The 23,877-nt window shown below is 71.6% G+C and carries 23 protein-coding genes; 10 read left to right on the top strand and 13 right to left on the bottom strand.

The features are described from left to right. Window positions 1-38: 38 nt before the first annotated feature. The 7 genes from ABT288_RS39980 to ABT288_RS39950 all read right to left on the bottom strand — a co-directional run bounded on the left by ABT288_RS39980 (window position 39) and on the right by ABT288_RS39950 (window position 6,840). Window positions 39-809: an alpha/beta fold hydrolase gene (locus ABT288_RS39980; protein WP_351618928.1), complete on the bottom strand. Its 771-nt coding sequence runs from the start codon at window positions 807-809 to the stop codon at window positions 39-41. Beyond that, window positions 806-1,807 carry a Rieske 2Fe-2S domain-containing protein gene (locus ABT288_RS39975; protein ID WP_351618925.1) on the bottom strand — a complete coding sequence of 334 codons (1,002 nt, stop codon included), beginning with the start codon at window positions 1,805-1,807 and terminating at the stop codon, window positions 806-808. The genes ABT288_RS39980 and ABT288_RS39975 overlap by 4 nt, the downstream gene beginning before the upstream one ends. Before the next feature lie 2 nt (window positions 1,808-1,809). After that, window positions 1,810-3,060: a flavin monoamine oxidase family protein gene (locus ABT288_RS39970; protein ID WP_351618922.1), complete on the bottom strand. Its 1,251-nt coding sequence runs from the start codon at window positions 3,058-3,060 to the stop codon at window positions 1,810-1,812. After that, window positions 3,060-4,334: a cytochrome P450 gene (locus ABT288_RS39965; RefSeq protein ID WP_351618919.1), complete on the bottom strand. Its 1,275-nt coding sequence runs from the start codon at window positions 4,332-4,334 to the stop codon at window positions 3,060-3,062. The genes ABT288_RS39970 and ABT288_RS39965 overlap by 1 nt, the downstream gene beginning before the upstream one ends. A gap of 184 nt (window positions 4,335-4,518) precedes the next feature. Continuing rightward, window positions 4,519-5,334 (bottom strand): ABC transporter permease, encoded by an 816-nt coding sequence (locus ABT288_RS39960; protein ID WP_351618916.1) that lies wholly within the window; start codon window positions 5,332-5,334, stop codon window positions 4,519-4,521. A gap of 68 nt (window positions 5,335-5,402) precedes the next feature. Continuing rightward, on the bottom strand, window positions 5,403-6,431 hold the full coding sequence (locus tag ABT288_RS39955; RefSeq protein ID WP_351618913.1) for an ABC transporter ATP-binding protein: 1,029 nt from the start codon (window positions 6,429-6,431) through the stop codon (window positions 5,403-5,405). Window positions 6,432-6,471: 40 nt separating this feature from the next. Continuing rightward, window positions 6,472-6,840 (bottom strand): hypothetical protein, encoded by a 369-nt coding sequence (locus ABT288_RS39950; RefSeq protein WP_351618910.1) that lies wholly within the window; start codon window positions 6,838-6,840, stop codon window positions 6,472-6,474. A 331-nt stretch (window positions 6,841-7,171) separates the two neighbouring features. On the opposite strand from ABT288_RS39950, the gene ABT288_RS39945 reads away from it, so the two are divergent. The 3 genes from ABT288_RS39945 to ABT288_RS39935 are packed head-to-tail and all read left to right on the top strand — an operon-like array spanning window position 7,172 to window position 9,680. Beyond that, window positions 7,172-8,590: a cytochrome P450 gene (locus ABT288_RS39945; protein ID WP_351618907.1), complete on the top strand. Its 1,419-nt coding sequence runs from the start codon at window positions 7,172-7,174 to the stop codon at window positions 8,588-8,590. Continuing rightward, entirely contained in the window at window positions 8,587-9,498 is a 912-nt protein-coding gene (locus tag ABT288_RS39940) for a class I SAM-dependent methyltransferase (RefSeq protein ID WP_351618904.1), read from the top strand. The genes ABT288_RS39945 and ABT288_RS39940 overlap by 4 nt, the downstream gene beginning before the upstream one ends. Continuing rightward, the gene (locus tag ABT288_RS39935; protein WP_351209663.1) at window positions 9,495-9,680 is read left to right on the top strand and encodes a hypothetical protein; all 186 of its coding nucleotides are present in this window, start codon (window positions 9,495-9,497) and stop codon (window positions 9,678-9,680) included. The genes ABT288_RS39940 and ABT288_RS39935 overlap by 4 nt, the downstream gene beginning before the upstream one ends. Window positions 9,681-9,771: 91 nt before the next feature. Here the strand turns inward: ABT288_RS39935 and ABT288_RS39930 are convergent, their stop codons facing one another. From ABT288_RS39930 to ABT288_RS39920, 3 genes are read right to left on the bottom strand one after another with little or no spacing between them, the layout of a single operon-like run. Further along, window positions 9,772-11,193 (bottom strand): DHA2 family efflux MFS transporter permease subunit, encoded by a 1,422-nt coding sequence (locus ABT288_RS39930; RefSeq protein WP_351618901.1) that lies wholly within the window; start codon window positions 11,191-11,193, stop codon window positions 9,772-9,774. A gap of 14 nt (window positions 11,194-11,207) precedes the next feature. Continuing rightward, on the bottom strand, window positions 11,208-12,026 hold the full coding sequence (locus ABT288_RS39925) for an alpha/beta fold hydrolase (RefSeq protein ID WP_351618898.1): 819 nt from the start codon (window positions 12,024-12,026) through the stop codon (window positions 11,208-11,210). Between the two features lie 49 nt (window positions 12,027-12,075). Next, complete coding sequence (locus tag ABT288_RS39920; protein WP_351618895.1) at window positions 12,076-12,534, bottom strand: cupin domain-containing protein; 459 nt, start codon at window positions 12,532-12,534, stop codon at window positions 12,076-12,078. Window positions 12,535-12,643: 109 nt separating this feature from the next. Here ABT288_RS39920 and ABT288_RS39915 point away from each other — a divergent pair, with 109 nt between their 5' ends. Next, on the top strand, window positions 12,644-13,297 hold the full coding sequence (locus ABT288_RS39915) for a TetR/AcrR family transcriptional regulator (protein ID WP_351618893.1): 654 nt from the start codon (window positions 12,644-12,646) through the stop codon (window positions 13,295-13,297). Between the two features lie 126 nt (window positions 13,298-13,423). On the opposite strand, the gene ABT288_RS39910 is transcribed toward ABT288_RS39915, so the two are convergent. From ABT288_RS39910 to ABT288_RS39900, 3 genes are all read right to left on the bottom strand, one after another. Then, window positions 13,424-14,734: a glycosyltransferase family 2 protein gene (locus ABT288_RS39910; RefSeq protein WP_351618891.1), complete on the bottom strand. Its 1,311-nt coding sequence runs from the start codon at window positions 14,732-14,734 to the stop codon at window positions 13,424-13,426. Then, window positions 14,731-14,904, bottom strand: coding sequence for a peptidase (locus ABT288_RS39905; protein WP_107100563.1), 174 nt, complete (start codon window positions 14,902-14,904; stop codon window positions 14,731-14,733). The genes ABT288_RS39910 and ABT288_RS39905 overlap by 4 nt, the downstream gene beginning before the upstream one ends. Before the next feature lie 164 nt (window positions 14,905-15,068). Beyond that, the gene (locus ABT288_RS39900; RefSeq protein ID WP_351618888.1) at window positions 15,069-16,328 is read right to left on the bottom strand and encodes a nucleotide sugar dehydrogenase; all 1,260 of its coding nucleotides are present in this window, start codon (window positions 16,326-16,328) and stop codon (window positions 15,069-15,071) included. Window positions 16,329-17,143: 815 nt separating this feature from the next. On the opposite strand from ABT288_RS39900, the gene ABT288_RS39895 reads away from it, so the two are divergent. The 6 genes from ABT288_RS39895 to ABT288_RS39865 form a co-directional block, all read left to right on the top strand. After that, a complete protein-coding gene (locus ABT288_RS39895) occupies window positions 17,144-18,544 on the top strand; it encodes a polysaccharide deacetylase family protein (RefSeq protein ID WP_351618885.1) in 1,401 nt (466 codons plus the stop codon). A gap of 396 nt (window positions 18,545-18,940) precedes the next feature. Next, the gene (locus ABT288_RS39885) at window positions 18,941-19,303 is read left to right on the top strand and encodes an ArsR/SmtB family transcription factor (RefSeq protein WP_069779703.1); all 363 of its coding nucleotides are present in this window, start codon (window positions 18,941-18,943) and stop codon (window positions 19,301-19,303) included. Continuing rightward, on the top strand, window positions 19,296-21,941 hold the full coding sequence (gene mgtA, locus ABT288_RS39880) for a magnesium-translocating P-type ATPase (protein ID WP_351618881.1): 2,646 nt from the start codon (window positions 19,296-19,298) through the stop codon (window positions 21,939-21,941). Before ABT288_RS39885 ends, mgtA begins: the two co-directional genes overlap by 8 nt. After that, window positions 21,938-22,630: a transglycosylase SLT domain-containing protein gene (locus tag ABT288_RS39875; RefSeq protein WP_351618878.1), complete on the top strand. Its 693-nt coding sequence runs from the start codon at window positions 21,938-21,940 to the stop codon at window positions 22,628-22,630. Before mgtA ends, ABT288_RS39875 begins: the two co-directional genes overlap by 4 nt. A gap of 93 nt (window positions 22,631-22,723) precedes the next feature. Continuing rightward, window positions 22,724-22,996: a hypothetical protein gene (locus ABT288_RS39870; RefSeq protein WP_351618875.1), complete on the top strand. Its 273-nt coding sequence runs from the start codon at window positions 22,724-22,726 to the stop codon at window positions 22,994-22,996. Between the two features lie 228 nt (window positions 22,997-23,224). Beyond that, the coding region (locus tag ABT288_RS39865) for an LCP family protein (RefSeq protein ID WP_351618872.1) at window positions 23,225-23,877 on the top strand (653 nt) is incomplete at its 3' end.

The following is a 23,877-nucleotide window of genomic DNA, read 5'->3' as shown; positions in this document are numbered from 1 at the left end:
GCAGGGCGCCATGCCCTGCCCCCCGTCCGCACGCCCGTTCAGTCCAGATGCGAAGCGATCAGGGAGGCCACCGCCGCGGGACGCTCCAGGAGGGGCAGATGCCCGGCTTCCAGGAGGGTCAGCAGCCGGCAGTCCGGGACCGCGGCCTGCAGCAGCTCGCCGTTGCGGACGAACGCGGGCATGTCGTCGTCACCGACGATCACCAGGGTGCGCGCGGTGATCCGGCGCAGATCGTCCTCGGTGTGACGGCAGGCGGTCAGGCCGTCCATCGCGCCGTTGCCGAGCTCCGCCCAGCTGTGCCGGGCGACGACGGCCCGCAGCGCGGCCCGTACCTCCGGGTGCCGCTCGGTGCCCTTGAAGATGTCGGGCGGCGACTGCATCCACAGGTCGGCCAGCTGCTCCCCCGGACCGGTCATCCGGTACAGCATCGCCAGCTGGCGGTAACGCGCTTTCGCCGCCGCGTCGTTCGCCGTACCGGCCAGGGTGGGGGCCGCCACGACCAGGCGCTCGACCAGTCGCGGCCGCTGTACGGCGAGCTGTACGGCGGCCATCGAACCGAAGGACAGCGCGACGACCCGGCGGGCCCCGGTGTCCTCGGCGATCTCGGCGAGCCCCCCGGCCAGTTCGGTGAGCGTCAGCCCGGCCGGGACGGGGGCGGAGCCGCCGTGGCCGGGCAGGTCCACGCCGATATGGCCCCAGCCGGGCAGCCGGTCCCACAGCGGCCGCCACACGGTGGAGTCCATGGTGTAACCATGCAGCCAGAGCACGGCGGGTCCACTGCCGGAACGGTGCAGACGGAGTTCGTTCATCGCGCCGCCCCCGCCGCACCGGCCTCGTCGGTCGCGCCCGCCTCGCCCGACGCTCCGCTCAGGTCGCCGAAGCCGGTGCAGAACATGCGGAAGGCGCGTACCGGTGTGTCGCGGGCGTCGTAGTCGGCGGTCGCGTGGGGGTCCAGGTGCTCCCAGACCACCTTGTCCTCGCCGAGGGCCTTATCGCTGCCCGCGATCAGTGCGGGCAGCGCGGACCGCTGATCGCCGCGCACGCCGATCGCGACCCGGGCGACGCAGCCGCCCCCGGCCGTCGGCACCGAGCCGGTGACGATGACATGCACCTCCTCCGGCGGCCCGAATTCGGTGACCACCACGGACGGGCTGAACGCGCGGGCCAGGAAACGGGGCTTGTAGTCCCAGCGCACCGTCCCGGTGCGTACCGCCTCCCAGCGCACTTCCTCCAGCCGGCGGGCGTCCTGCCAGGGCGAGGTCTGCATCAGGAACTCGCCCTCGATCACGAGCTCCCCGCTGCCGCCCGTCCGTGTCGCCATCCCCCGGGTGCCGGGCACCCCGTGGACGGCCTTGAAGTGGTCGGGGTCGAAGGCGTTCTCCACGACGTACTCGGACGCCACCGCGACGGGCAGGGTGACGGCCTTGACCAGCGGGTACGTGGTCTCCCATGCCTGCACGGCCCGCTCGAAGCCGCGGTCGCCGCCCGGGTCGCCGGTGAGCCGGACGAAGAGCGCCTCGCCCCAGGCGAGCACCGTGTGCTCGGCCACGGACCAGCGCTTGGAGGCGTCCGCGAGGGCGATCCGCTTCCCGTGGAAGGGGCAGACCACGCAGTCGCCCTGGCGCTTGCCGCCGTACCCGAGATGCGCGCCGCGATGCGGGCACACGGCGTCGAAGACCCGGATCCGGTCGTCCTCCCGCACGGCCATCAGGCGGCGGTGGCCGACCTCCAGCGGGGTGATCTCCTCGGTCAGTTCGGACCGGAAGGCCAGCAGATACCAGCCGTTGTGCACAGTTGTGGATTCCATGGTCATCGATTCGCCAATACCTTGAGCAGTTCCTCCGCCGCCCGCTCACCGCTCGCCAGGGCGCCTTGCACCCAGGGCAGCCGGCTGCCGGTGACGGTCGCCTCGCCGGCGAAGAAGAGGGTGTCGTCCACCGGCGCGGCCCATTGCCGTACGGCGTCCTCGCAGCCCGTGCGCGGGGCCGTGAACGCGCCGGAGGTCCAGGGGTCCCGACCCCAGTCCGCGGTGGTCAGGCCGGCCACCCGGGCGGCCGCGGTCCAGGGCATGACGGTCTCCAGCAGGGACGACAGCGCCGGGGTACTGCGCACGGCGGCGCGCAGGGCGCCGGCCGCCCCGGCCTTCGCCACGAACAGCACCTCCGGCCGGCCCGCGGAGCAGCGGACGAAGCCGCCCCTGCCGTCGGCGTCGAAGGTGATGGCGGTGCCGGGCGCTGCGCGGGTCAGGGTCACCACCGCGCAGTACCCGTCGCCGAGCGGTATCCGGCCGGCGGCCGCGGTCTTCGCGTCGAGTGCCGCGGACCCGGGCCCGACGAGGCGCAGCCGACCCTGCGCCACCACCGGGGGCGGCACGGTGATCACGGCGGCCAAGGCGCTGGTCGTACCCCGCACGGTGGCGGCCTCGACCCGTCCGGGGAGGCAGCGGATCTCGTGTACGGGATCGCCGGGACTGATCCGCAGGCCCTGCGCGAGCAGCAGCGGAAGCCGGTCGAATCCGCCCCGCACGGCGAACTCGCCCTCGCCGGCGCCGGTGTCGCCCCGGTGGGCGCCCGACACGCCCCGGGCGCTCAACTCGTCCGGTTCGGCGGCCCAGTTCTGTCGGAACCACTCCCGCGCCGCCCGTACCTCGAGGTGCCCGCTGCCGCGGGCGCGCAGCCAGGCGCCGACCGACTGGCCCCCGGGGTGCGGGTCCCGGTGCAGCCCGGCTTCCAGCAGCCAGGGGGGACGACGGCCATGGCTGCTCAGGACGCCCATGTCCTGGTTGCCGCCGTCCTCGACGAGGCGGGCGGTGATCCGGCGCGGCACGGTGACCATCCGGTCGGCGCCGACCAGTGAGTGCACCGGGTTGCGCGCGCCGTGCACCACCTGGGCGCCTAGCTCCAGCGGAGGCCCGCCGTCGGCGGGGTGGAACGTGTGGATCCGGCCGCCCACCCGGTCCCGGGCCTCGTGGACGACCACGCTCAGCCCCTCCCGGTGGAGGCGCCCGGCGCAGGCCAGGCCGGCGGCGCCGGCGCCCACCACGATGACGTCGGCCCGCATCAGCCGTGGTCCTCCTCTGCCGTGCCGGGGTCCTGGGGGCCCGGGCCCGGGACGCCCAGGTCCACGGGGAAGGCGCGCAGGCGCCGCGGTACCAGGCAGCGGTCCCAGTCGGGCGCACCGTCCGGGCCGCGCATCTCGGGGAACCGGCGCAGCAGCCGCGGCAGCAGCAGGCCGCCCACCTGCCGTACCAGCTGGGCGGCCAAGCAGAAGTGCGGGCCGCCGCCGAAGGCGAGGTGCGGGTTGGGGTGCCGGTCGACGCGCAGCCGGTCGGGGTCGGCGAAGACGGCCGGGTCGCGGTTGGCCGCGGAGATCACCGCAAGGACGCGCGCGCCGGGCGGGAGGGTGCCGCCGGCCAGGTCCACGGTGTCGGTGGTGACCCGGGCGGTGAAGGGGATGGGCGCCTCGAGACGGAGCAGCTCGTCGACGGCGCGGCGGGCCGCTTCTCCGTCCCCGTCGCCCGTCTCCCCGTCGGCGTCGTCCCCGGCGACGAGCCGGCGCACCGCGGCGCGGTCGGGGAGGAGGGTGCACAGCGCGTTGCCGACCAGCTCGGCGAGCGGCTGCCAGCCGCCCACCACCGCCAGGTTGAGGACGCCGAGCATCTCCGGCCTGGTGAGCCGGTCGTCGGCCGCGAACGCGGCGAGCGGTGCGGCGCAGCCGCCCGGCGCCGACGCGGCGCTGTGCGCGTCCAGATAGCGGGTGAGGGCGGCGGCAGCGGTCCGGCCGAGGGCGGCACGGGCCGGCGGGACCATCGGGTCGAGGTTGATGGAGGCGGCCCGGGCGAGGGTCTCGAAGCGGGCGTACTCATCCGGCGCGAGCCCGAAGAGACGCCCGAAGGCGGCGGTGGCCAGCGGCCGTCCGATGTCGGCGACCGCGTCCGGGCGTTCGGCCCCCGGGCGCCGGGCGAGCCGGTCGAGCAGCTCGTCGACATCGCGGGCCAGATCGCCGGCGACGGACCGGACGGCGGACGGCCCCAGGAGCAGTGCCCCTGGGGCCCGCAGCCGGTGGTGGTCCGGCGGGTCGGTGGTGAGCATCGACGGGGGGAGCTGGTCGTCACGGGCACGCTCCCGCTGCCCCCCGGCCGCCGAGAACCGCGGGTCCCGGAGCACCGTCTGGCAGTCGGCGTGCCCGGTGACCAGCCAGAACCGGGAGGCGGCGTCGTAGTGCACCGGATCGTTCTCCCGCAGCCACCGGTACGCCGGATGGGGGTTGGTCCGCCCCGCGGGGGAGAAGGGGTGGTCGAGGTGCTCCGGCAGGCGCACCGGCGCCGTGGTCATGGTCCTGCTCCTGGGATCGTCGGCGGACCGGTGGTCGGTAGACGCGTGGCCCTCGGTTGTCAGTGGCCCTCGGTGGTCAGCGGTCCCTTGGTCGTCAGTGGCCCTCAGTGGTCAGCGGTCCCTTGGTCGTCAGTGGTCCCCAGGCCGTCAGCGGCCCGGGGTTCCAGAGGCCCTCGACCGTCCGTCAGCGGACCCGCGGCCCGCGCCAGCGGAAGGTCAGGGCGGTGACCACCAGGCCGCCCAGCGCCCACAGCGCGAGGACCAGCGCGGTGCGTCCCAGCTCCCAGCTGCCGGCCGGCTCCACCACGGTGAAGGAGTCCGGCAGGAAGACCGAACGGAAGCCCTGTGCCATCCACTTGACCGGGAAGAACGCGGCCACCGTCTGCATCCAGCGCGGCAGCTGGCCGAAGGGGAAGAAGACGCCCGAGATGAACTGCAGCACCATGAAGACCGGCGTCACGATCGCCGCCGCGGAACGGCTGTTGGGGATCAGCGCCGAGTACGCCGCACCGGCCATGGCGCACGCGACGGTCCCGAGAGCGAGGTCCCAGCCCAGGGTCGCCCAGCGTTCGCCCGTGCTCGGCAGCGGAAGGCCGAACAGGGTCAGCGCGATGCCCAGCAGCAGTGCCGTCTCCAGCGCGGTGGTGACGATTACGCGCACCAGTTTGCCGACGAAGTAGGCGGACTTCGGCATCGGCGTCATCGCGAGCCGGCGCACCGTACCGGTGTCCCGTTCGATCGCGATGCTGATCGCGAGCCCGGAGAAGGCGGTGCTCATCACGCCGGCCGCGACGATGCCGGCCATGAAGACCTGCTTGAGGTCGGTCTGGGTGCCCGCCACCTTGCCGGAGAAGATCGAGCCGAAGACGACCAGCAGGATCACCGGGAACATCAGGGTGAAGACCAGTGACTGCTTGTTGCGGAAGAACGCCCTGAGCTCGACCTTGGAACGGGCCGCGGAGGCTCGCCAGACGCCGGGCATCCGAGGGGACTCGGCCATCGCACGCTCCGCTTTCGGCACGGTCGGGTCGATGCGGCCCGGAGAGGGTGTGGAGGGTTCGGTGAGTGTCATCGGATGCCCGCCTCGCTGGTGCGGTCGCCGGTCAGGTCGTCGGTGCCGTCGTCGGCGCGGCCGAGGGTGTCGGTGCCGCGGTCGGTGCCGCTGACGTTCTCCCTGATCAGGTCGAGGTAGATGTCCTCGAGCGTGGGGCGGTGCACCCGCAGCTCGGGGAGTTCCCCGACGCCCGCCTCGTGCGCCCAGGGGGTCAGTACGGACAGCAGCGCGGTGGGAGTGTGCGTGGCGATGCGCAGCACGCCGTCCCCGCTGTCGGCGAGCGTCTGCGCCCCCGGCGGCAGAACAGGCAGCGCGCGTCCCGTGAGTTCCGGCGGAATCCGGAAGGAGACCGTGGTCGGAGTCTGCGAACGGGCGCCGAACTCGGCAAGGGATCCGGACAGGACGACCTTGCCGGCGACGATCACCGCGGCGCGCTGGGCGAGCGCCTCGGCCTCGTCGAGGTAGTGGGTGGTGAGCACGGTGGTGGTACCGCGCTCGGAGAAGTACCGGACCAGATCCCAGGCCTCCCGGCGGGCCACCGGGTCCAGCCCGGTGGTGGGCTCGTCGAGGAAGATCAGGTCCGGGTCGCCGACGATGCCCACCGCGACGTCGAGGCGCCGGGCCTGTCCTCCGGACAGGTCCGTGCTCTGCTTCTTCTCGTGCTTGCCCAGGCCGACCATGTCGATCACCTGGCCGACCGGGAGCGGCGCCGGATAGAACGCCGCGAAGTGCTCGACGACCTCGCGTACCGTCAGGTCCGCGTAGGCGCCGGTGTTCTGGGGCACCACGCCGATGCGTGCGCGCCACCCCCGCCGGTCCTCGGCTGGGTCACAGCCGAGGACCCGGACGTCACCGCCGGTTCGCTGGCGGACGCCTTCCAGGATCTCGACGGTCGTCGTCTTTCCCGCGCCATTGGGCCCGAGCAGTGCGAAGACTTCTCCCGGATGGATGTCCAAATCCAGTCCCCGCACCGCGTGCCAGTCGCCGTAACTCTTGCGAAGACCACGGACCGAGACGGGGTTCTCCCCGACGGCAGTTGCCACTTGGATCGCTCCTGGGTGGATATCAGATTGATCGGGTGGATCAGGTGCAGCAGCAGCACGGGCAGCAGCAGGAGTTGCCGCCGGCCGCGATGTCCGACAGGTCGCCCTCGCTCAGCTCGGCGGTGTCGATCTGCGGGGTCTGGGGAATGTGGAACTCGTAGCGACCGGTCGCCAGACCGATCTCATAGAGCTCCACCTGCACCTCGAGGTTGCCCTCCTGCTCGCCCTCGGCGGCGGTGGAGACGATGACGATCTCCGCGTCGGCCGGGAGCTCCAGGCCGGCCTCGGCGAGCGCGGCACGCGGGTCCGACTGGAGCCGGGCCGCGTACTCCTCGCTCGACCAGGCGCTGATCAGGGCGCGGGTGTAGCCGTTGACGAACTCGGCCCGCTTCCGCTGGTCCAAAGCCATAAGACTTTTCCTTTTCTCGGTTCCGGTTTGCCTGCGGCGCCTTCTTGTCGCTGCCGGCGAATGAACAATTGCACGCCGTCTGGAAGGCTGCCAAGACGTCAGTTCCGGCTCCAGAGGTAAGTATTGAGCACGTTCGGCGGGTGCGGTAGATTCCGGGTCGGGTGAAGCCGTGAATACGTATTGGATTACGCATCGGAATACGCATCCGAATGCGTATCGTCGATCGGCGAGTACGTATTCGGGAATTCCGAGTACGTATGGTGCGCGGAATACGTATGCGCGTACGCCCGCCGAGGCCGACTCGATCCGGTTCTGCCTGACCTGACATGACATGAGAGGAATCACGGAGGTGGTCCGCACCGTGCCTACGCACACGACGCCGCGCGTCCCGCGGTCAGGCCCCCGGGGCGAGGCCCTTCCACCGGGCCCGCCGGGGGACATCGACATGGCGGTGATGCGGGAGTCGCCGCTCGCCTTCATCACCGAACTGGCCCGCACCTACGGCGGGATCACCCGTCACCGGGCCGACGGCGAGACCGTCTACCTGCTCAACACCCCTGAATACGCCCGTCATGTACTGAAGGACAACGGCGCCAACTACACCAAGGAAGGCACCCCGGACGACGCGATGCTGCGTCCGCTGCTCGGAAACGGGCTGCTGACCAGTAACGGCGACGACTGGGCCCGCCAGCGCCATCTGACCGCCCCGGCCTTCAGGCCCAGCTCGGTCAGGACCTTCGACGGCATCGTCACCGAGGCCACCTCCGGCATGCTGGAGCGCTGGCGTCCGGCGATCGAGTCCGGCACCCCGCTCGCGGTGGACGATCACCTCACCGCGCTCACGCTGGGCATTCTCACCCGGGCCATCCTCGGCGCCGACCTCGACGGCATAGGTGAGGGCTTCGGACGCGCGGTGGACGCCGTCAACCGGTGCATCGGCCACTACGTGCCCGACCCGGACCCCGACCCGGCGGACACCGCACGCCGGTTCGCCGACTTCAGCCGCGCGCGGGGCTTTTTGGACATGGTGACCCGCACGCTGATCGCCTCACGGCGTGCGGCGGGGCCGTCGGCGCCCGGCCCGGGTCCCGGTTCCGGCCATGCCGGGAACCTGCTGGACACCATGATGTCCGCCGGCCACCTGGTCTCCGACGAGGACCTGCGCGACCAGGTGCTGACCATCGTCATGGCCGGCCATGAGACCACCGCCAAGTCCCTGACCTGGACGCTTCATCTCCTGGACCGGCACCCGCACGAGGCGGCGAAGGTCCGCGAGGAGGTCGACCGGGTGCTCGGCGGCCGTCCTCCCACCGCCGAGGACCTCGCCGACCTGCCGGTCTGCCAGCGGGCCGTCAAGGAGGCGATGCGGCTCTACCCGCCCGTGTGGCTGATCTCCCGCCGGGCGGTGGGCGCCGACGTCATCGGCGGATACCACGTCGAGCCCGGCACGCTCGTGTGTGTCAGCCAGTGGGTGCTGCACCGGCACCCCGCGTACTGGGACGCCCCCGACGCGTACCGCCCGGACCGCTTCGACGGTGCCTCGCTTCCGAGCCACCTCTACCTGCCGTTCGGCGGTGGTGACCGGATCTGCGTCGGACAGCACTTCGCCCTGCTCGAGGCGGTGCTGGTGCTCGCCACTCTCGCCCAGTCCGTGCGGCTGGAGACCGCCCGGGGGTTCGAGGTGGAGCCCGAGGCCCTGGTCACTCTGCGCCCGAAGCACGGCATGACGATGATCGCGAGGCCCCGATGAGCACGCCCGTCCCAGGAACGGTCCGCCCGCCGGGCGGCTCGTACGACCCTGCCCGCACCACCGGCGGCGGACTGCCGGCGGAGCTGGCCCGCCTGGAGTCCCAGGCCGAACTCTCCTTCGCCGAGGAACTGCGCATCCTCCGCGACCTCGGCATCTGCTCCACCGCCGGCAGTCCCCGCCCCACCGTGCTCGAAGTCGGCGCGGGATCGGGCGCGGTGACCCGCCGGCTCCGCCCCGCGCTGCCGGGCGGCACCAGGCTCGTCGCCGCCGACATCGACGCCGAACTCCTGGCCCACGCCGCCGGTCCCGGCGTCACCCTGCTGGTCACCGATGCCGCGGACATGCCGCTGGAGGACCACAGCGTCGACTTCGTCCTGCTGCGCTATGTGCTGCAGCACGTGCCCGACCCGGCCGCCGTACTGGCCGAGGTACGCCGGGTGCTGCGGCCGGGCGGCCGGGTCGCCTGCACGGAGGTCGACTCCTCCTGCTGGGGCGTCGCCGACCCGTCCTACCCGGAACTGGGCGGCGTGCACGCCAAGATGGCCGCCGCGCAACGTGCCGCGGGCGGGGACCGCGCGATCGGCCGCCGCCTGCCCCGGCTGCTGAGGGCGGCGGGCTTCGAGGACGTCGTCCTGCGACCGTTCGCCACCACCAACGACGATCACCCCACGGACGCCTTCGCCCCGCAACTGGGCCCGCAGCGCCTGGAGCCCCTCGTGGCCCAGGGCGTCCTCTCCCTGACCGAACTCGCCCTCGCCTCGGATCGCTGGAACCGCTTCCGTGCGGATCCCGACGCCTGGGTGATGCTGCTCGGTCTCACCGTCGCCGCGACCGCTCCCGCATGTCGCGGTCCGCAGGAAACCCCTGGGAAAACCCCTCGCACCACCGAACGAAAGGCACCCAAGTGAACCCCAACGTGAAGATCTTCATCACGATCTTCTGCTACATCAGCGCCGTGGCGGGCCTGCTCACCGCCGTCATGGACGCCAGCCACAAGCCGGCCGACACCACCTCGGCCATCGTCGCCGGTGTCCTCGGCGTCGCCTTCCTGCTCGGCGGCATCGCCCTGACCCGCAAGCCCCGCTACTGAGCGGGGCGGTGATGCGGCCGGGGCGCACGCACCCCGGCCGCCCCACCGGGCCGCGGACCTCGGCAGCCTGCGGATCAGGATCCGCCGGCGGTCACCCCGCGGTGTCCGCCGCGGCGCGCGGCGGGTTGGGCCCCAGCACGGCGGCGGCACGGTCCGCGGTGGCGGCGGCCCGGCGGCCGGAGGTGACGGTGCCCAGGACCAGGATGGCCGCCCCGCACCCGGCGATGATCCACCAGGCCGTGGGCCGCGCGCCGGAGGCGACCGCGGCGCCGATCACCGCGATGCCGAGCGAGGATCCGACCTGACGGCTGGTCGCGGCGACCGCGGCGGCGACCCCGGCCCGGGCGCGCGGCATGCCGGACACCGCCGTGTAGGTGATCGGCGCGTTGACGAAGCCGAAGCCGAGACCGAACAGCGCGTACGTGACGTACAGCAGGATGCCCGGGGGGTGGGCGGAGCGGGTGACGGCGACGGCCAGTACACCGCTGGCGGCGATGCCGGCCCCCGCGAGCAGCAGGGGAATCCGTGGACCGCGGCTGCCCACGATCCGCCCGGACAGCGGCGGACACACCAGGGTCAGCACCGCCATCGGCAGCAGGTGCAGCCCGGTGCCCAGGGCACTCAGCCCCACCACCCGTTGCAGATAGAGGGTGTTGGCGAACAGAAAGCCGCCGAGCGCGCCGAAGGCGAGGACCGCTGTCGCGGTGGCCCCGCTGAAGGGTGCGCTGCGGAAGAGCCGCGGCTCGATCAGCGGTTCGGCGCGCCGGTTCTCGTACGGTACGAAGGCGGCCAGCGTGCCCGCTGCCACGACCAGGCAGGTCACGATCGGCGGCGCGGTCCAGCCCTGGCCGGGCGCCTCGATGATGGCGTACGTCAGCGTGCCGAGCAGGACGATCACCAGCAGCTGGCCGACGGGGTCGGCGCGTCGGGCGGCCGGGGCGCGGGACTCCGGGACGAACAGCGCGGCGAGCGTCAGCGCGGCCAGCCCGATCGGCACGTTCAGCCAGAACACCGACCGCCATCCGGCCGACTCGACCAGGACCCCGCCGAGAACCGGCCCGGCCGCCATGCTCAGGCCGACCACGGTGCCCCAGACGCCGATGGCCCGTGCCCGCTCCCGTGGTGCGGTGAAGGTGTTGACGAGGATGGCCATGGCGACGGGGGTGAGCATGCTGCCGCCCACCGCCTGCACCATACGGAAGACGACGAGCCAGCCCGTCGTGGGCGCCAGACTGCACAGGGCCGAGCCACCGGTGAACAGCACGAGACCGAGCTGGAAGACGCGCCGCCGTCCGACGCGGTCGGCGGTGGCACCGGCCAGGGTCAGCAGCGAGGCCAGGACGATGGTGTACGCGTCGAGCGTCCACTGCAGGCCGGAGACGGAGGACTGCAGGGACCGCTGCATCGAGGGGAGTGCGACGTTGAGGATGGTGACGTCGAGACTGACCAGCAGCACGCTCAGGCAGCAGACGGCCAGGACGGCGGCGCGCCGCCCCGGTACGGGATCGGGCACGTGGGCTCCCGCGCTCAGTCGGTGGGCCGACGGGTGGCGTGCGTGTCGGCGAAGTCCCAGACCACGGGGAGGAGTTGCCCCGGGGTCTCGATCTGAGGCATGTGACCGGTGCGGGGGAGCAGCTCGAACCGGGCTCCGGGGACGGCGGCGGCGTACGCACGTCCGTACGCGGTGTCGACGACCTGGTCGCTCTCGCCCCACGCCACGAGGACCGGGGACGTGACCTTGGCCAGGCGCTCGCGCAGGGTGGGGTCGGCCATGGCGTGCGGGCCCGAATAGACCTGCAGCGCGGCCCGGTTGGCGGCCGCGACGGCACGCTGCGCCTCGGAGAACGTGCTCGGGTCCACGGCGAACTTCGCGGGGTCGTGGAAGGCCAGGGCGGACAGTTCGGCGGGCGTCAGGGTGAAGGGGTCGGCGACCGGGTGGCCGGGGACCTGGATGCCGGCGGCGTTGACGAGGACGACGCTGCTGATCCGGTCACTGCCGAGCAGGGCGATTTCGGCGGCGATCCAGCCGCCTATGGAGTTGCCGACGACGGTGACGTCCTGCAGGCCGAGTTCGTCCAGCAGCCGTCCGTAGATCTGGGCGAGGGTGGGCACGTCGGTCAGCCAGTCGGGCCGGGCGGTGCCGCCGAAGCCGGGGTGGACCGGGGTGATGACCCGCGCGGGCCGCTGCTCGGCGAGGAGCGCGGCGAACCCGGTGACGGTCTGCGGGCCGCCCCCGCCGTGCAGGAGCAGGAAGGGGTGTCCCTTGCCCCGCTCGTCGACGGTGAAGTTCACGTCGACGTCGCCGGAGTCGAGGGTGAGGGTGATCGTGCGGGCGGTGCTGGTCATGGACGTCTCCAAGTCGGTTTCTGGTGGCAGGGGTTGCTGACGCGGGCCGTCACGCGTAGTCGGTCGCCGGCTCGGTGGCGTACCGGCACATCACCTGGACGGTCGCCTGCGGGGTCAGCTCCCGGCCGCCGGCGATCATGTCCCGCAGGTCGCGGAAGTACTGCACGTACAGGTCGGGCGTGAAGGTGTTGAGCATCACCGCCGGCTCGTCGCCGGGGTTGGCGAAGGTGTGCGGGGCGCCGGGCGGGATCATCGCGAGGGTGCCGGCCGGCGCGACGTGGGTCGTCTCCCCGACGGTGAAGTGCACGGTGCCGGAGACCACGTAGAAGCCCTCGTCGTGCTGGGCGTGGCGGTGCTGCGGGGGCCCTTCGCTGTGCGGGGCGAGGGTGATCTCGCCGATGCCGAGACGGTGCCCGGTGGTGCTGCCGTCCTCGAGGATGCGGATCTGCGCCGGACCCAGACGGATCGTCTCGCCGTCGTCGGGGCCGACCACGGAAACCTCGGTCATCGCCATCTCCTTTGTGAGAGTCAGCTCTCACGAAGGAGATTAGAGGGCGGAGTCTCGTTATGCAAGTGAACTCTCATGACGAGAGCAGGCAGTGATAAGCTGACGGCGGATGGACGGACGCGAAAGGGGAGAGGGGGCGTACCGGGTGGCGACGCAGGCGGACACAGGCACCGGCCGCAGCAATCAGAAGAGGCGCACGCGCGCGGCGATCGTCGAAGCCGCCCGTGAACTCATCGGCACGGGCGGCGAGGTGACCATGCCCGCGATCGCGCGCGCGGCCCTGGTCTCCGAGGCCACCGCCTACCGATACTTCCCCGACCTCCCCTCGCTGATCAGCGAGGCCCTGGCCGGCGCCTGGCCGCCCCCCGCCGAGGCCCTCGCTCCGGTCGCGGACTCCATCGACCCCGTCGAACGGGTCGCCTACGCCTGCGAGTTCCTGTTGCGCGGCGTACTCCTCCGGCAGGGAGCGGTGCGCGCCATGATCGCGGCCACCATCACCCGCCCCGAGGCGGCGACCGCCAGGCCGGGTATCCGGTTCGGTTTGATCGACCTCGCGCTCCAGCCCCTGGAGGACACGCTGGGGGCGACGGATCCGGAAGCCCTCGCCCAGCTCAAGCGGGACCTCGCCGTGGTCGTCAGCGCCGAGGCCCTCTTCTCCCTCACCGACCTGTGCGGCCTCGCCCCCGACGACGCCATCGCCAGCGCGGTACACACGGCGACCACGCTGACCGAAGCCGCACAGCGGACGACCCCGCGAGGGTGAGCCGGGCACGCAGGCCCGCGAAGCGGTCCTGGCAACGCCCAAGCCCCGGGCCACTGACCTGGGGCTTGGGCGGTTTGGGCGCTGACCTGGGCGAACGGTCGGGATGGCCCGCCGGGCCGGCTGTTGTTACGAGGTCCGCGCAGTTGTGCGGTGGCGTCCGCCCGGCAGGGCCGTCTTGGCCGTCAGCCCGCGCGACTGCCAGGCGTTGTCGCGAAGCTTGAACAGTGCCCAGTAGCGGGTGGGGCACAGCAGCACGATGTTCATGAACACGGCCGCGGGTGTCCCGACGAGCCAGGAGCGCCAGCGCTGGCGTGTGGTCAGGTCCGGCCGCATGAGCACGTACAGACCCGCCTGGCCGTACCGGACGACGACGTACGTCGCCAGATACACCAGGGCCACGCCGGGATCGTGGTAGCGCCCGCCGAGGGTCAGCACCGTCATGACGACGGTCCAGGCCAGCATGATCGGGGTGATGACCAGCTGGAGCAGGCCGAACGTCGGCGATATGAGCTGCTTGAAGGACAGCCGTGCGTACACGAACGGCAGCATCCACCACCAGGACCGCGCCCAGCGCAGACGCTGGCGGTATGTCTTGCCGAGGGTGGTCGGCATGTCGGTGACCACGCCGGCCTCGTTGACGGCCACGACCTCACCGCGCATGAGCGCCCTCAGGGCGAGCCACCGGTCGTCACCCGTGCCGCACTCGACCTCGTAGGCGTCCAGGTGGTCGTAGAGCAACCCGGCCCGGTAGAGGGCCAGCGCTCCCGACGTCGTCTCCAGGGCTCCGAGCATGGAGCGCGAGGAACGCATCATCACGCAGGACGTGCCGATGTCGATGTCCGCGGCCCGGGAGACCCAGGTCTCCTCGAAGTTGCGGATGTAGATCATTCCGGTGGTGGCCTGGATCTTCGGGTTGCTCATCGCGCGGAGCTGCTGCTCGAGGGCGTCGGGGAAGGGCTCGCCGTCCGAGTCGATCGTGAGGACGAAGTCGAAGTGCTTCCCCTCCGCCTGGAGATGGCGGAGCACGGTGACCTGGGCCCCGCGTTTGCCCTTGTTCTCCTGCCGGTGCCAGAAGACCCGGGGGTGGTCGAAGGGCTGCACGGGATGTTGCCGGGAGCCGTCGTCGATCACGTGGATCTCGTCGACCGGATGTGTCTGCGCCAGGAGTGACCGCACCGTGCGGTGCAGGTTCTCCGTGGGTTCTTCGAAGGCCGGGATGATCGCCACCGTACGGCCGGGAGCGACCGGAAGGTGAGCGAAGGACCGGCCCTTGAGGAACGAGAGCAGGCAGAGCAGGATCACGACCATGCCCAGCCACCAGTAGAACGTCAGGATCGGGCTCTTCGACCGAAGGTGGACCACTACGGTGGCAGCGGCGAGAGCCGCTGCCACCACAGCGGTCACCACGGTGAACCTGGCCCGTGATGAGGTGTTCAAGCGGACACCCGCCTGCCGCGGGTCGCCAGGCGGAAGACCGCCGCCCCGCCGATCACCAGGAGCATCGCTCCCAGCACGATCCATCCCAGCCCCGTGCCGCCGGTGGCGGCCAGTGCTGCTCCTCCTGCTGCGGTGCCGATCGCGGCACCCGCACCGTTGTGTCCGTACATGCTTCTGTCCTTGTCGGGGTGTCGAACGCGCCGTGGGCATCGGCGAGGCCGGAGACGTCCACCGCGAGTGGAAAGGGGATCCGTGCCGGGTGTGGTCCGTGCTTCGGGTGTCCCGACGGCGCCTGCCGGCCGTCGCATGCCCAGGCGGCCGTCCTACGGGTGAGTCAGAGCCGCTCGACGTGCGGCGCGGGTGCCATGGCCCCACGGGTGTCGAGCACATAGGCGGCCTCGTCGGCGAGCTGGGCGAGGTCGAACTCGGCGTGCGGCGTGAGCAGCACGACGGCGTCGAAGTCGGCGACGCTCTCGCCGCTCGCTGCTCCGGCGAAGGGAATGTGCCGGCAACTGCCCTCGGGCAGATGGGGATCGACGACGACGACTTCGGCCCCCATGGCACGCAGCCGGTCGATGACCTGCACGGCCGGCGACTGCCGGGCGTCCGACGTCCCCGGCTTGTAGGCCGCGCCGAGCGCCAGAATGCGTGCTCCGTGCACGCTGCGGCGGAAGCGGCTGCTGAGGGCGTCCTGCAGACGCCGGACGACGTAGTCGGGCTGGCTCTCGTTGATGTCCTGGGCCAGTTCGATGAGCCGGAAGGTCTGCCCGTGCCGTGCCTTGACGTGGTGGCTGAGGTACACGGGGTCGATGGGCAGGCAGTGCCCGCCGACACCTGGACCGGGCAGGAACTTGGTGAAGCCGAACGGCTTGGTCGCCGCCAGCTCCAGGGTGTGCCACACATCGACTCCCAGCGTGTGAGCCATGCGTGAGAGCTCGTTGACCAGGGCGATGTTGACGTGCCGGTAGGTGTTCTCGAACACCTTGGCCAGCTCTGCCTCTTCGAGCCCGGAGGCGGGCACGGTGACGTCGGTGACCGAGTCGTAGAAGGTCTTCACACGTTGCAGGCAGGCGTCGGTGAGACCCGCGACGATCTTGGGTGTGTTCTCCAGGCGCCAGTCGGCGTTGCCGGGATCGATGCGCTCGGGACTGAACCCGACATGGAAGTCCCGCCCAGCGATGAGGCCGCAGCCCTCCTCCAGCAGGGGTATGAGCACGTCGCGGGTGGTGCCGGGGTGCGTGGTGGACTCCAGCACCACGGTGGCGCCCGGCTCCAGCCACATCGCCAGTGTCCGCCCGGCCTCACGCACGCAGGTGAGGTCCGGGGCTCTGTCGGTCAGGGGTGTCGGCACGGTGATGACCGCGACGTCGAAGCCCTTGAGGTCCTTCGGATCCGAGCTGGGCCGATAGGCGCCCGAACTCAGCACTGCCTTGAGTCGGTCCGACGGGATGTCCTCGACGTACGACATGCCGGAAGCCAGCTTGCCGCAACGCTCCCGGTCGGGTTCGTAGCCGGTCACGACGTGTCCGGCTTCGGCGGCACTGAGGGCTAAGGGCAGGCCGACATAGCCCTGCCCGAGCACGCAGATGTGCATGGTGGTTCCTCCCCTTGAGCCGGCCCGCGTACGAGCGCAGACCGGAAAACGGCGCCCCTGAGGTGCGGCTGCCTGTTCCTGAAGCAGGCAACCGCGGCGTCGGGTACTGCATGAACCGCGGTGTGTCAGCGACTCGGCCGGAGCCCCCCGTCGGGCCACTGCGGTCGCTGGTTTCGATGCACCGCCATCTCAATCGCGGGTCTGAGGACCTCGTGTCCGGTACCGCGAGATGATCTCCACAATTCCCCCCTATATGTGGACCTTAAGGGTTCAGTAGGCCGCCCCGGCGTGGAACTCTCTTTGCCGAGCCGATACCTGTGAATCGCCTCTGAGGTCTGCGCGGGCACCCGGCGGGTCGCCAAGTGGCCTCACGTGCACGGTGATCCACCGTGAGGCCTTCGATGGATGCCCGGCCTGGAGCTGCCCGGCACCGGCAAGGGCCCGTGATCCACCGATGCGGGCCCAGTCCCGGCCCGTCGGTTGATCTTCACGATTTCTTCCCGTTCGTGCCTGGTTAGGGTTTCAAGTTGTGTCCCTCAAACGGAAGCGGTGTTCCCATATCACTACCCGTGAGCTGAAGCACGAGCAGTGGCCGCGCGCCGTTGCGTGCGCCCATGTACCGCCGCCCGAGGTCGTGCTGCCGGCTGTCGAGCAGTCATCTTCGGGAGTCGCCACGAAGCCGGGGCCGGCTGCGCGACGCTGTGGCAGGAGGCGCGGTCACGTCCCGGATGACGGGGAACCGGGGCGAGTGGGGAGCGCGCGACCGGATCGGCTGAGCAGCGCCGGGGGGAAGAAATGCAGACAGGGGGCATGTCGTGAGCGCACAGTCTTTCGACCGAAGGTCGGCCCTGCGCCTTGCCGGAGCGTCCGGCCTGGTCGCGGCAGGGGGCGCACTGCTGGGGGACACCTCCGTGCTCGACGGCGCTGCGACGCCGGCCCACGCCCCTTCCGGGCGCCGCCCGCGGTACCGCCGTGCCGTGTGGTCGCAGCAGCTCCAGCCCGGTCACGGGTGGACGGCCGCCGGAGCCGGCACCGCGTCCGCCGACCTCGGCGACAGCACGGATTTCGCCCGCGGAAGCCAGTCGGTGCGAGTGACCACCGACGGTAGTGGCAGGCAGTCGTACGTCCGCAGGACCGGCATGACCGGGCTGAACCTCACCGGCAGGATGATCCGCCTGATCTTCCGCGTCGAAGACACCACCCGACTGGCCAGGCTCGCCTTCTACGTGGGCACCCGCTCGTTCGCCAACCACTTCGTCTGGCAGTTCCATACGCACTCCGCGACGGCGGCCAACTACGTCCAGTCGGGGGAGTGGGTGACGGTCCACCTGCAGTGGGCCGACGTCACCTCGGCGGCCGGGACCTGCTCGATCGGCCCGACGGGGGCGCCTTCCGCCAAGGCGGGCTTCACCGACATGTCGTTCGCCGTGTACGACAACGCCGGTGGGCCGTTGACGTACTGGTTGCAGGCAGTGGAGCTGGTCCCCGACACCACGTCCGTCTTCCCCAGGGGAGTCGTCTCCGTCACCTTCGACGACTCGCACGGCTCGGTGCACGATCTGGCGCGGCCGGTGATGGACCCCTACGGGTTCCCGGGCACGAGTTACAACATCGCGGAGGCCATCGGTGCTGGCGGCTCCCTGACGATCGGCAGGATGCGGTCGCTGCAGGACCACTCGGGATGGGAGATGGCCGGGCACGCGTACGCGACCAGTGCTCATGCGGCGGGCTACAGCGCGCTGACCGCCCAACAGGTCGACGACGACTTCCGCAAGGTGCGCGAGTGGCTGGTGTCGAACGGCTTCACCAGCGAGCACTTCGCCTACCCGCACGGCGCCTTCGGGAAGACGAAGGACGGGGTACCGGTGGACCTCATGGCCGGCAGGCACTTCACCACGGCCCGGTCGATCATCTCGGAGACGACCGAGTCCTTCGCACCGGCCATGCCGTACCGCTTGAAGGCGCTGACGGGCATCACCGACGGCAGCGGCATCGGCGGAACGGTTGTGTCCCGGCTGACGAGCCCGGGCGGCAGACTCGACCGCTGCGCCACCAACGGCGACTGGCTCATCCTGTGCCTGCACCGGGTCGTTCCCGGGCTGCCCCGCAGCAGCACCGAGATCAGCCAGAGCGGCCTGGCGGCACTGATGAAGGCGATCTCGGACCAGCACATCCCCGTCGCGACCGTCGGTGAGGTGATCGAGTACTACACGTAACGCGCCCACCCTCCGCATCGAGCAGACGATCCGCGAGCCGGCCCACGAGGTGACGATCGTCATCGTCACCCACAACATGCAGCAGGCGGCCCGCATCTCCGACCAGTGCGCCTTCTTCCTCGCCCGACAGGGCACCCCCGGCGCCATCGTGGAACACGGCCCCACCACCACGATGTTCTCCACCCCCCACCGATCCCCGCACCGCGGACTACGTCGAGGGCCGCTTCGGCTGACCCGCTTTGCGGCACCGGTGCTCCGACCCGTCGAGCCCCGTGAGCCCGGTCGGCAGCCGTCCGGCCGGGCACTGCGATTGCGGGGGACCGCCCGGACCCGGCGCCTACACTGTGTGGGCGCATGTACGTCGACTGTGAAGTGTGGGCGGGAGGGGACAGGACTGTGACGGACAACGTCGGTGGCTTCGAGGACCCGTCGGCCGACGTGCTGGCGGCTGCTGCCGGCGCCTTCGGGCTGCTCGCCTCGTCCGTCAGGCTCCACCTGATGTGGGCGCTGTCGCAGGGGGAGAGTGACGTCACGCACCTCGCCGACCGGGTGGGCGGGGCACTGCCCGCCGTCAGCCAGCACCTGGCGAAGCTGAAGCTCGCCGGGCTCGTGCGCTCTCGCCGTGAGGGCCGGCGGCAGGTCTACTACATCGACGACCCGGACGTCGTGACGCTCGTGCGAGTGATGATCGGGCAGCTGACGGCACGTTCTCACCAGGTTTCCGCGCCGGTACGGCTCCTGCACGGGACCAGTGGCTGAGACCACCGCGGCCTCGGACCGGGACGCCGACCCGGCCGTTCCGGTGGCTGTATCCGCGGTAGGAGCTGCAGGCTCCGGGGTACTCGGGGCGCCGGGTCCGGGAACCTCCGCGCCGACGCTGCTGGAGGTGCTGCGCCGGCTGGACAGCGGTCCGCGCGGCTTGACGGAGGCCGAGGCCGAGGCGCGCCTGGCCCGGTTCGGCGGGAACACGGTTCCGGCTCGGGGCGTGGCCTCCTGGCCCCGACTGTTCGTGCGCAGCCTGCGCGATCCCTTCACCGCGGTCCTGCTCTGCCTCGGGTTGGTCTCGGCGGCCGTCCTCGCCTGGGGCACCGCCTCGGTGATCCTCTCCCTCGTCGTGGTCAGCTGCGGGCTGCGCGCGACGGGCGAGCACCGGGCCGACCGGTCCACGGCCGCATTGCGTCAGCTGGTCGCCACCACCGTGACCGTGCTGCGGCGCGCCGACGAGGACGCGGTACCCGCCTCTCGCGAGATCCCCGTGGACGAACTCGTGGTCGGCGACGTGATTCGCCTCGGGCCCGGTGACCTCGTGCCGGCGGACGTACGCCTGCTGCGCACGAGCGGCCTGACCGTGCACCAGTCCGCGCTCACGGGAGAGTCGGCGCCCGTCGCGAAGCACACCGACGACGCGCCTGCGGGCAGCGGGAGCGGACCGTTCGATCAGCCGCAGTGGTGTTTCCAGGGCAGCAGCATCGCCTCCGGCAGTGCCACGGCGGTCGTCACCGCGACCGGTGCGGAGACCCGGTTCGGCGCCGCGCACGGCCGTACGACAGGCCGGCCGGAGCCGAGCGCCTTCGACCGTTCCGTCCACGGCGTCTCCTGGATCCTGATCCGGTTCATGCTGCTGACACCGCCGCTGGTGCTGATGGCCAACGCGGCGTTGCGCGGACGCGGCCTGGAGACCCTGCCGTTCGCGGTCGCGGTGGCAGTGGGGCTCACCCCGGAGATGCTGCCGGTCCTCGTCACCACCTGCCTGTCCCGCGGAGCCTCACTGCTGGCCCGGACCCACGGGGTGATCGTAAGACGGCTCCCCGCCCTGTACGACATCGGCGCCGCCGATGTGCTGTGCCTGGACAAGACCGGCACGCTCACCCAGGACCAGCCCGTCGTCGACCGCAGCCTCGGCCCGGACGGCCGGGACGACCCCGACGTCCTGCACTGGGCCGCCGTCAACGCCTGGTGGACCCTGCAACTCGCCGACCTGCCCGAGCCCGACGCCCTGGACGAGGCGGTCCTGGACGCGGTCGACGAGGACGACCTCCTCGCGTACGAGGGCATCGCCGCCATCCCCTTCGACCCGGCCCGCCGACTCGCCACCGCAGCCGTCCGCACCCCCGGCCGCCTCGGCACGCACACCCTGGTCGCCAAGGGAGACCCCGAAGCCGTCCTGGCACGCTGCGCCCTCCCGGACGAGGAACGCGCACGGCTGCGCGACCTCGCCGCCCGGCAGGCCGGCGAGGGGCTGCGCATCCTGGCCGTCGCCACCGCCGAACGCCCGGCCCGCACCCGCGGCTACACACAGGCCGACGAACGCGGCCTCACCTTCCGTGGCCTGGTCACCCTGCGGGACGCGCTCGCGCCCACCGCCGCCGAGGCGCTGAAGGTCCTCACCGGGCAAGGAGTCACCGTCAAGGTCCTGACCGGCGACCACCCCGGCACGGCCGCCCGGGCCTGCCGCGACCTCGGTGTCCCGGCCCCCGAGGACGCCGTTGTGACCGCCGACGCCATCGACACCCTCACCGACGCCGAACTGACCGCCCTGGTCGCCCGTACGGCCGTCTTCGCCCGCTGCACCCCCGACCACAAGGCCCGGATCACCCAGGCACTGCGCAGCGCCGGGCACACCGTCGGCTTCCTCGGCGACGGCGTCAACGACCTGCCCGCCCTGCGTGCCGCCGACGTCGGCATCGCTCCGCAGGGCGCCGCCGACGTGGCTCGCGAGGGCGCGGACGTGGTGCTCGCCGAGAAGGACCTCACCGCCATCACCCATGCCATCGACGCGGGCAGGCATGCGGGCGGCAACATCGCCACCTACCTGAGGGTCACGCTGTCCTCCAACCTCGGCAACGTGATCGCGATGCTCTCGGCGGGCCTGCTGCTGCCCTTCCTGCCGATGCTCCCCGCCCAGGTCCTCACCCAGAACCTCTGCTTCGACGCGGCCCAGCTCAGCTTTGCCCACGACCGTCCGCACCCGCCGGCGCTGCGTCGGCCGACCGTGCTGCGCCCCGGTGACCTCCTGCGCTTCATCACGGGGTTCGGAGTGCTCAACGCCGTGGCCGACCTCGCCACCTTCGCCGTGCTCGCCTTCACCCTGCACGGGCTTGGCACGGGCGGCGACGAGGCGGTGTTCCACTCCGGCTGGTTCACCGAGAACCTGCTCACCCAGGCCCTGGTGATGGTGCTGCTCCGGGCCGGCCGGCAGGGCGCGCAGAGCCGCAGGCCGGGCCCGGTCGGCTGGGCCGCGATCGCCCTGTCCGTCATCGGCCTGGTGCTGCCGCCTTCACCGCTCGGCCCGCTGGTCGGCCTCGCCGCACTGCCGACCGCCTACTACCTCCTGCTCGGTGTGGTCCTGGCCTTGTACGCCGCCGCCCTCCTGGTGGCCAGGGCACGCACGCCATGAGCGATCCCACGGCACACGGGGCACCGAGGCGCAAGCGGTGGCTGCCTTTGGTGGTCTTCGCCTTGGCGCTGTACGTCATCGTCCGTGCCGCCGGCACCCCTCAGGGCGACACCACCCCGCCTCAGGGCAAGGCGTCGTCCACCGGGCCAACCCCGTCTGTCAGCCCGTCCGTTTCCTCCCCGTCGACGTCGGTCTCCTCTTCGTACGACCCCGCCGACCACGCTTCCCAGGTTCGCGCCCGGGCCCGCCAGGCGGGCGTCAGCGCGCAGTTGGTGATGGCGATCCTCTACAACGAGTCGTACAAACCGCACGATCCGTCCTTCGAGCGGGCCTGGCAGAAGTACAAGCCCGACGCCGCCTTCGGCATCGCCGACATGCACCGCGCCACCTTCGACGAGGTCAGGAGAGGCCGGGATTTCGCCGGCCGCCGCTGGGAGGAACTGCCCGACGACCGCGACCTGGCGATCGAAGCCGAAGCCTGGTACCTGCACGACCTGGCAGCCGAACTGCCCGCGCACTGGCCGGTTTCCTACACGAGGAACGACCTCCTGGCGCTCGGGTACAACGCCGGTGCGGGCAACATGCTCGCTTTCGCCCGCGGCGCCACCCTGGGCAGTCGGGCCCGGTCATACCTGGACCAGTTGCACCAGAACTGGGCGAAAGCGGGAAAGGCCGTCGACGCAAGCTGAGTTGCCGGGTTGCGCAATAATCGCAGTCAGCGGGGGTAAGACCCCGTGATCGGGGGAGGAAGGGTGTTCATGTCGCGCGGTGACATTCGGCGAGTGCGTGATGCGAACATGCGGCTGGGGGCGGCCCTGGCCGAGGTCGAAGGGCTCTACGCGGCGTTATTGAGAGCCGGTTCCTCCGAGCGGCGTCGGGGGTTGCAGGCGGAGCTGGCCCGCGCCGCCGGCCGTCTGGCGACTGTGGCGGCCATGCCGACGCAGGCTCCGCCGCCACGCCCCGCCGGTCAGCGCTCGCGCCGGGGACGGCGGCGAGCCCTGGCGGAACGCGGCGCCGCGTGGATCATCGCGCGGTACGGAAGGAACGACCACTGAGGCAGCCGGGTCCGACCGGGCGTGGGAGTGCCGGTCCACCCGCTCATGAGACCCCTCGCCCGTGAGATACGTAAGGACCTGTACAACCCGCGCCACGGGTTTGTTAGATTGCGCAACTACGCAATCGAGGTGGGGGTCCACCCTCGCCTGTCCGTACCCAGCCGCGCATGCCCGGCCGTACCCCTGATGGCCCGGCCTGACGAGCCCGACCGTACATGGGAGTGGAAGATGAGCGACCCGTGGGACGGCCCGGCCGGCCAGGCCACGCGCAGCCGCACCACCACCCGGGTGCCCGGACAGCGTACGTCCGAGGCGGAGGGCACGCGCCCACCGGGCGGCCGGGCCGCGGCCCGGGCGGCTTCCCGGTCTCGCGGTGGAACTCGGTCCCGGGGCGCAAGCCGGTCGCGGCGCCGCGCACATCCCGTCGGGCGTGTCCGACGGGTGCTCAAGATCGCCGCGATCACCTTGTCCGTGTTGATCGTCATCACCGCCGGTGCGGGCTGGTGGTTCTACCAGCACCTGAACGGCAACATCAACAGCGTCGCGCTCGACGGCAAGGGCGGCACCGAGAAGGCCGACGCCTTCGGCCGTACCCCGATCAACATCCTGGTCATGGGCTCGGACGGCCGTACCAGTCAGGCCGACTGCCGGCTCGGCGGCGGCTGCTCGAAGACCGGGGTGCAGACGGGCAGCAACGCGGACGTGGAGATGGTGGTGCACATCTCCGCGGACCGTTCCAACGCGACGGTGATGAGCATCCCCCGGGACACCATGACGAAGGTCCCGGCCTGTACGGACAGCGAGACCCACCAGTCCACGAACGGCTACTACGGCCAGATCAACAGCGCCCTGCAGTACGGCCCCGCCTGTCAGGTGGCCAC

The sequence above is a fragment of the Streptomyces sp. NPDC001093 genome, from assembly GCF_040298985.1.
Classification (GTDB): Bacteria; Actinomycetota; Actinomycetes; order Streptomycetales; family Streptomycetaceae; genus Streptomyces.
This window is presented reverse-complemented; position numbering and strand designations above follow the sequence as displayed.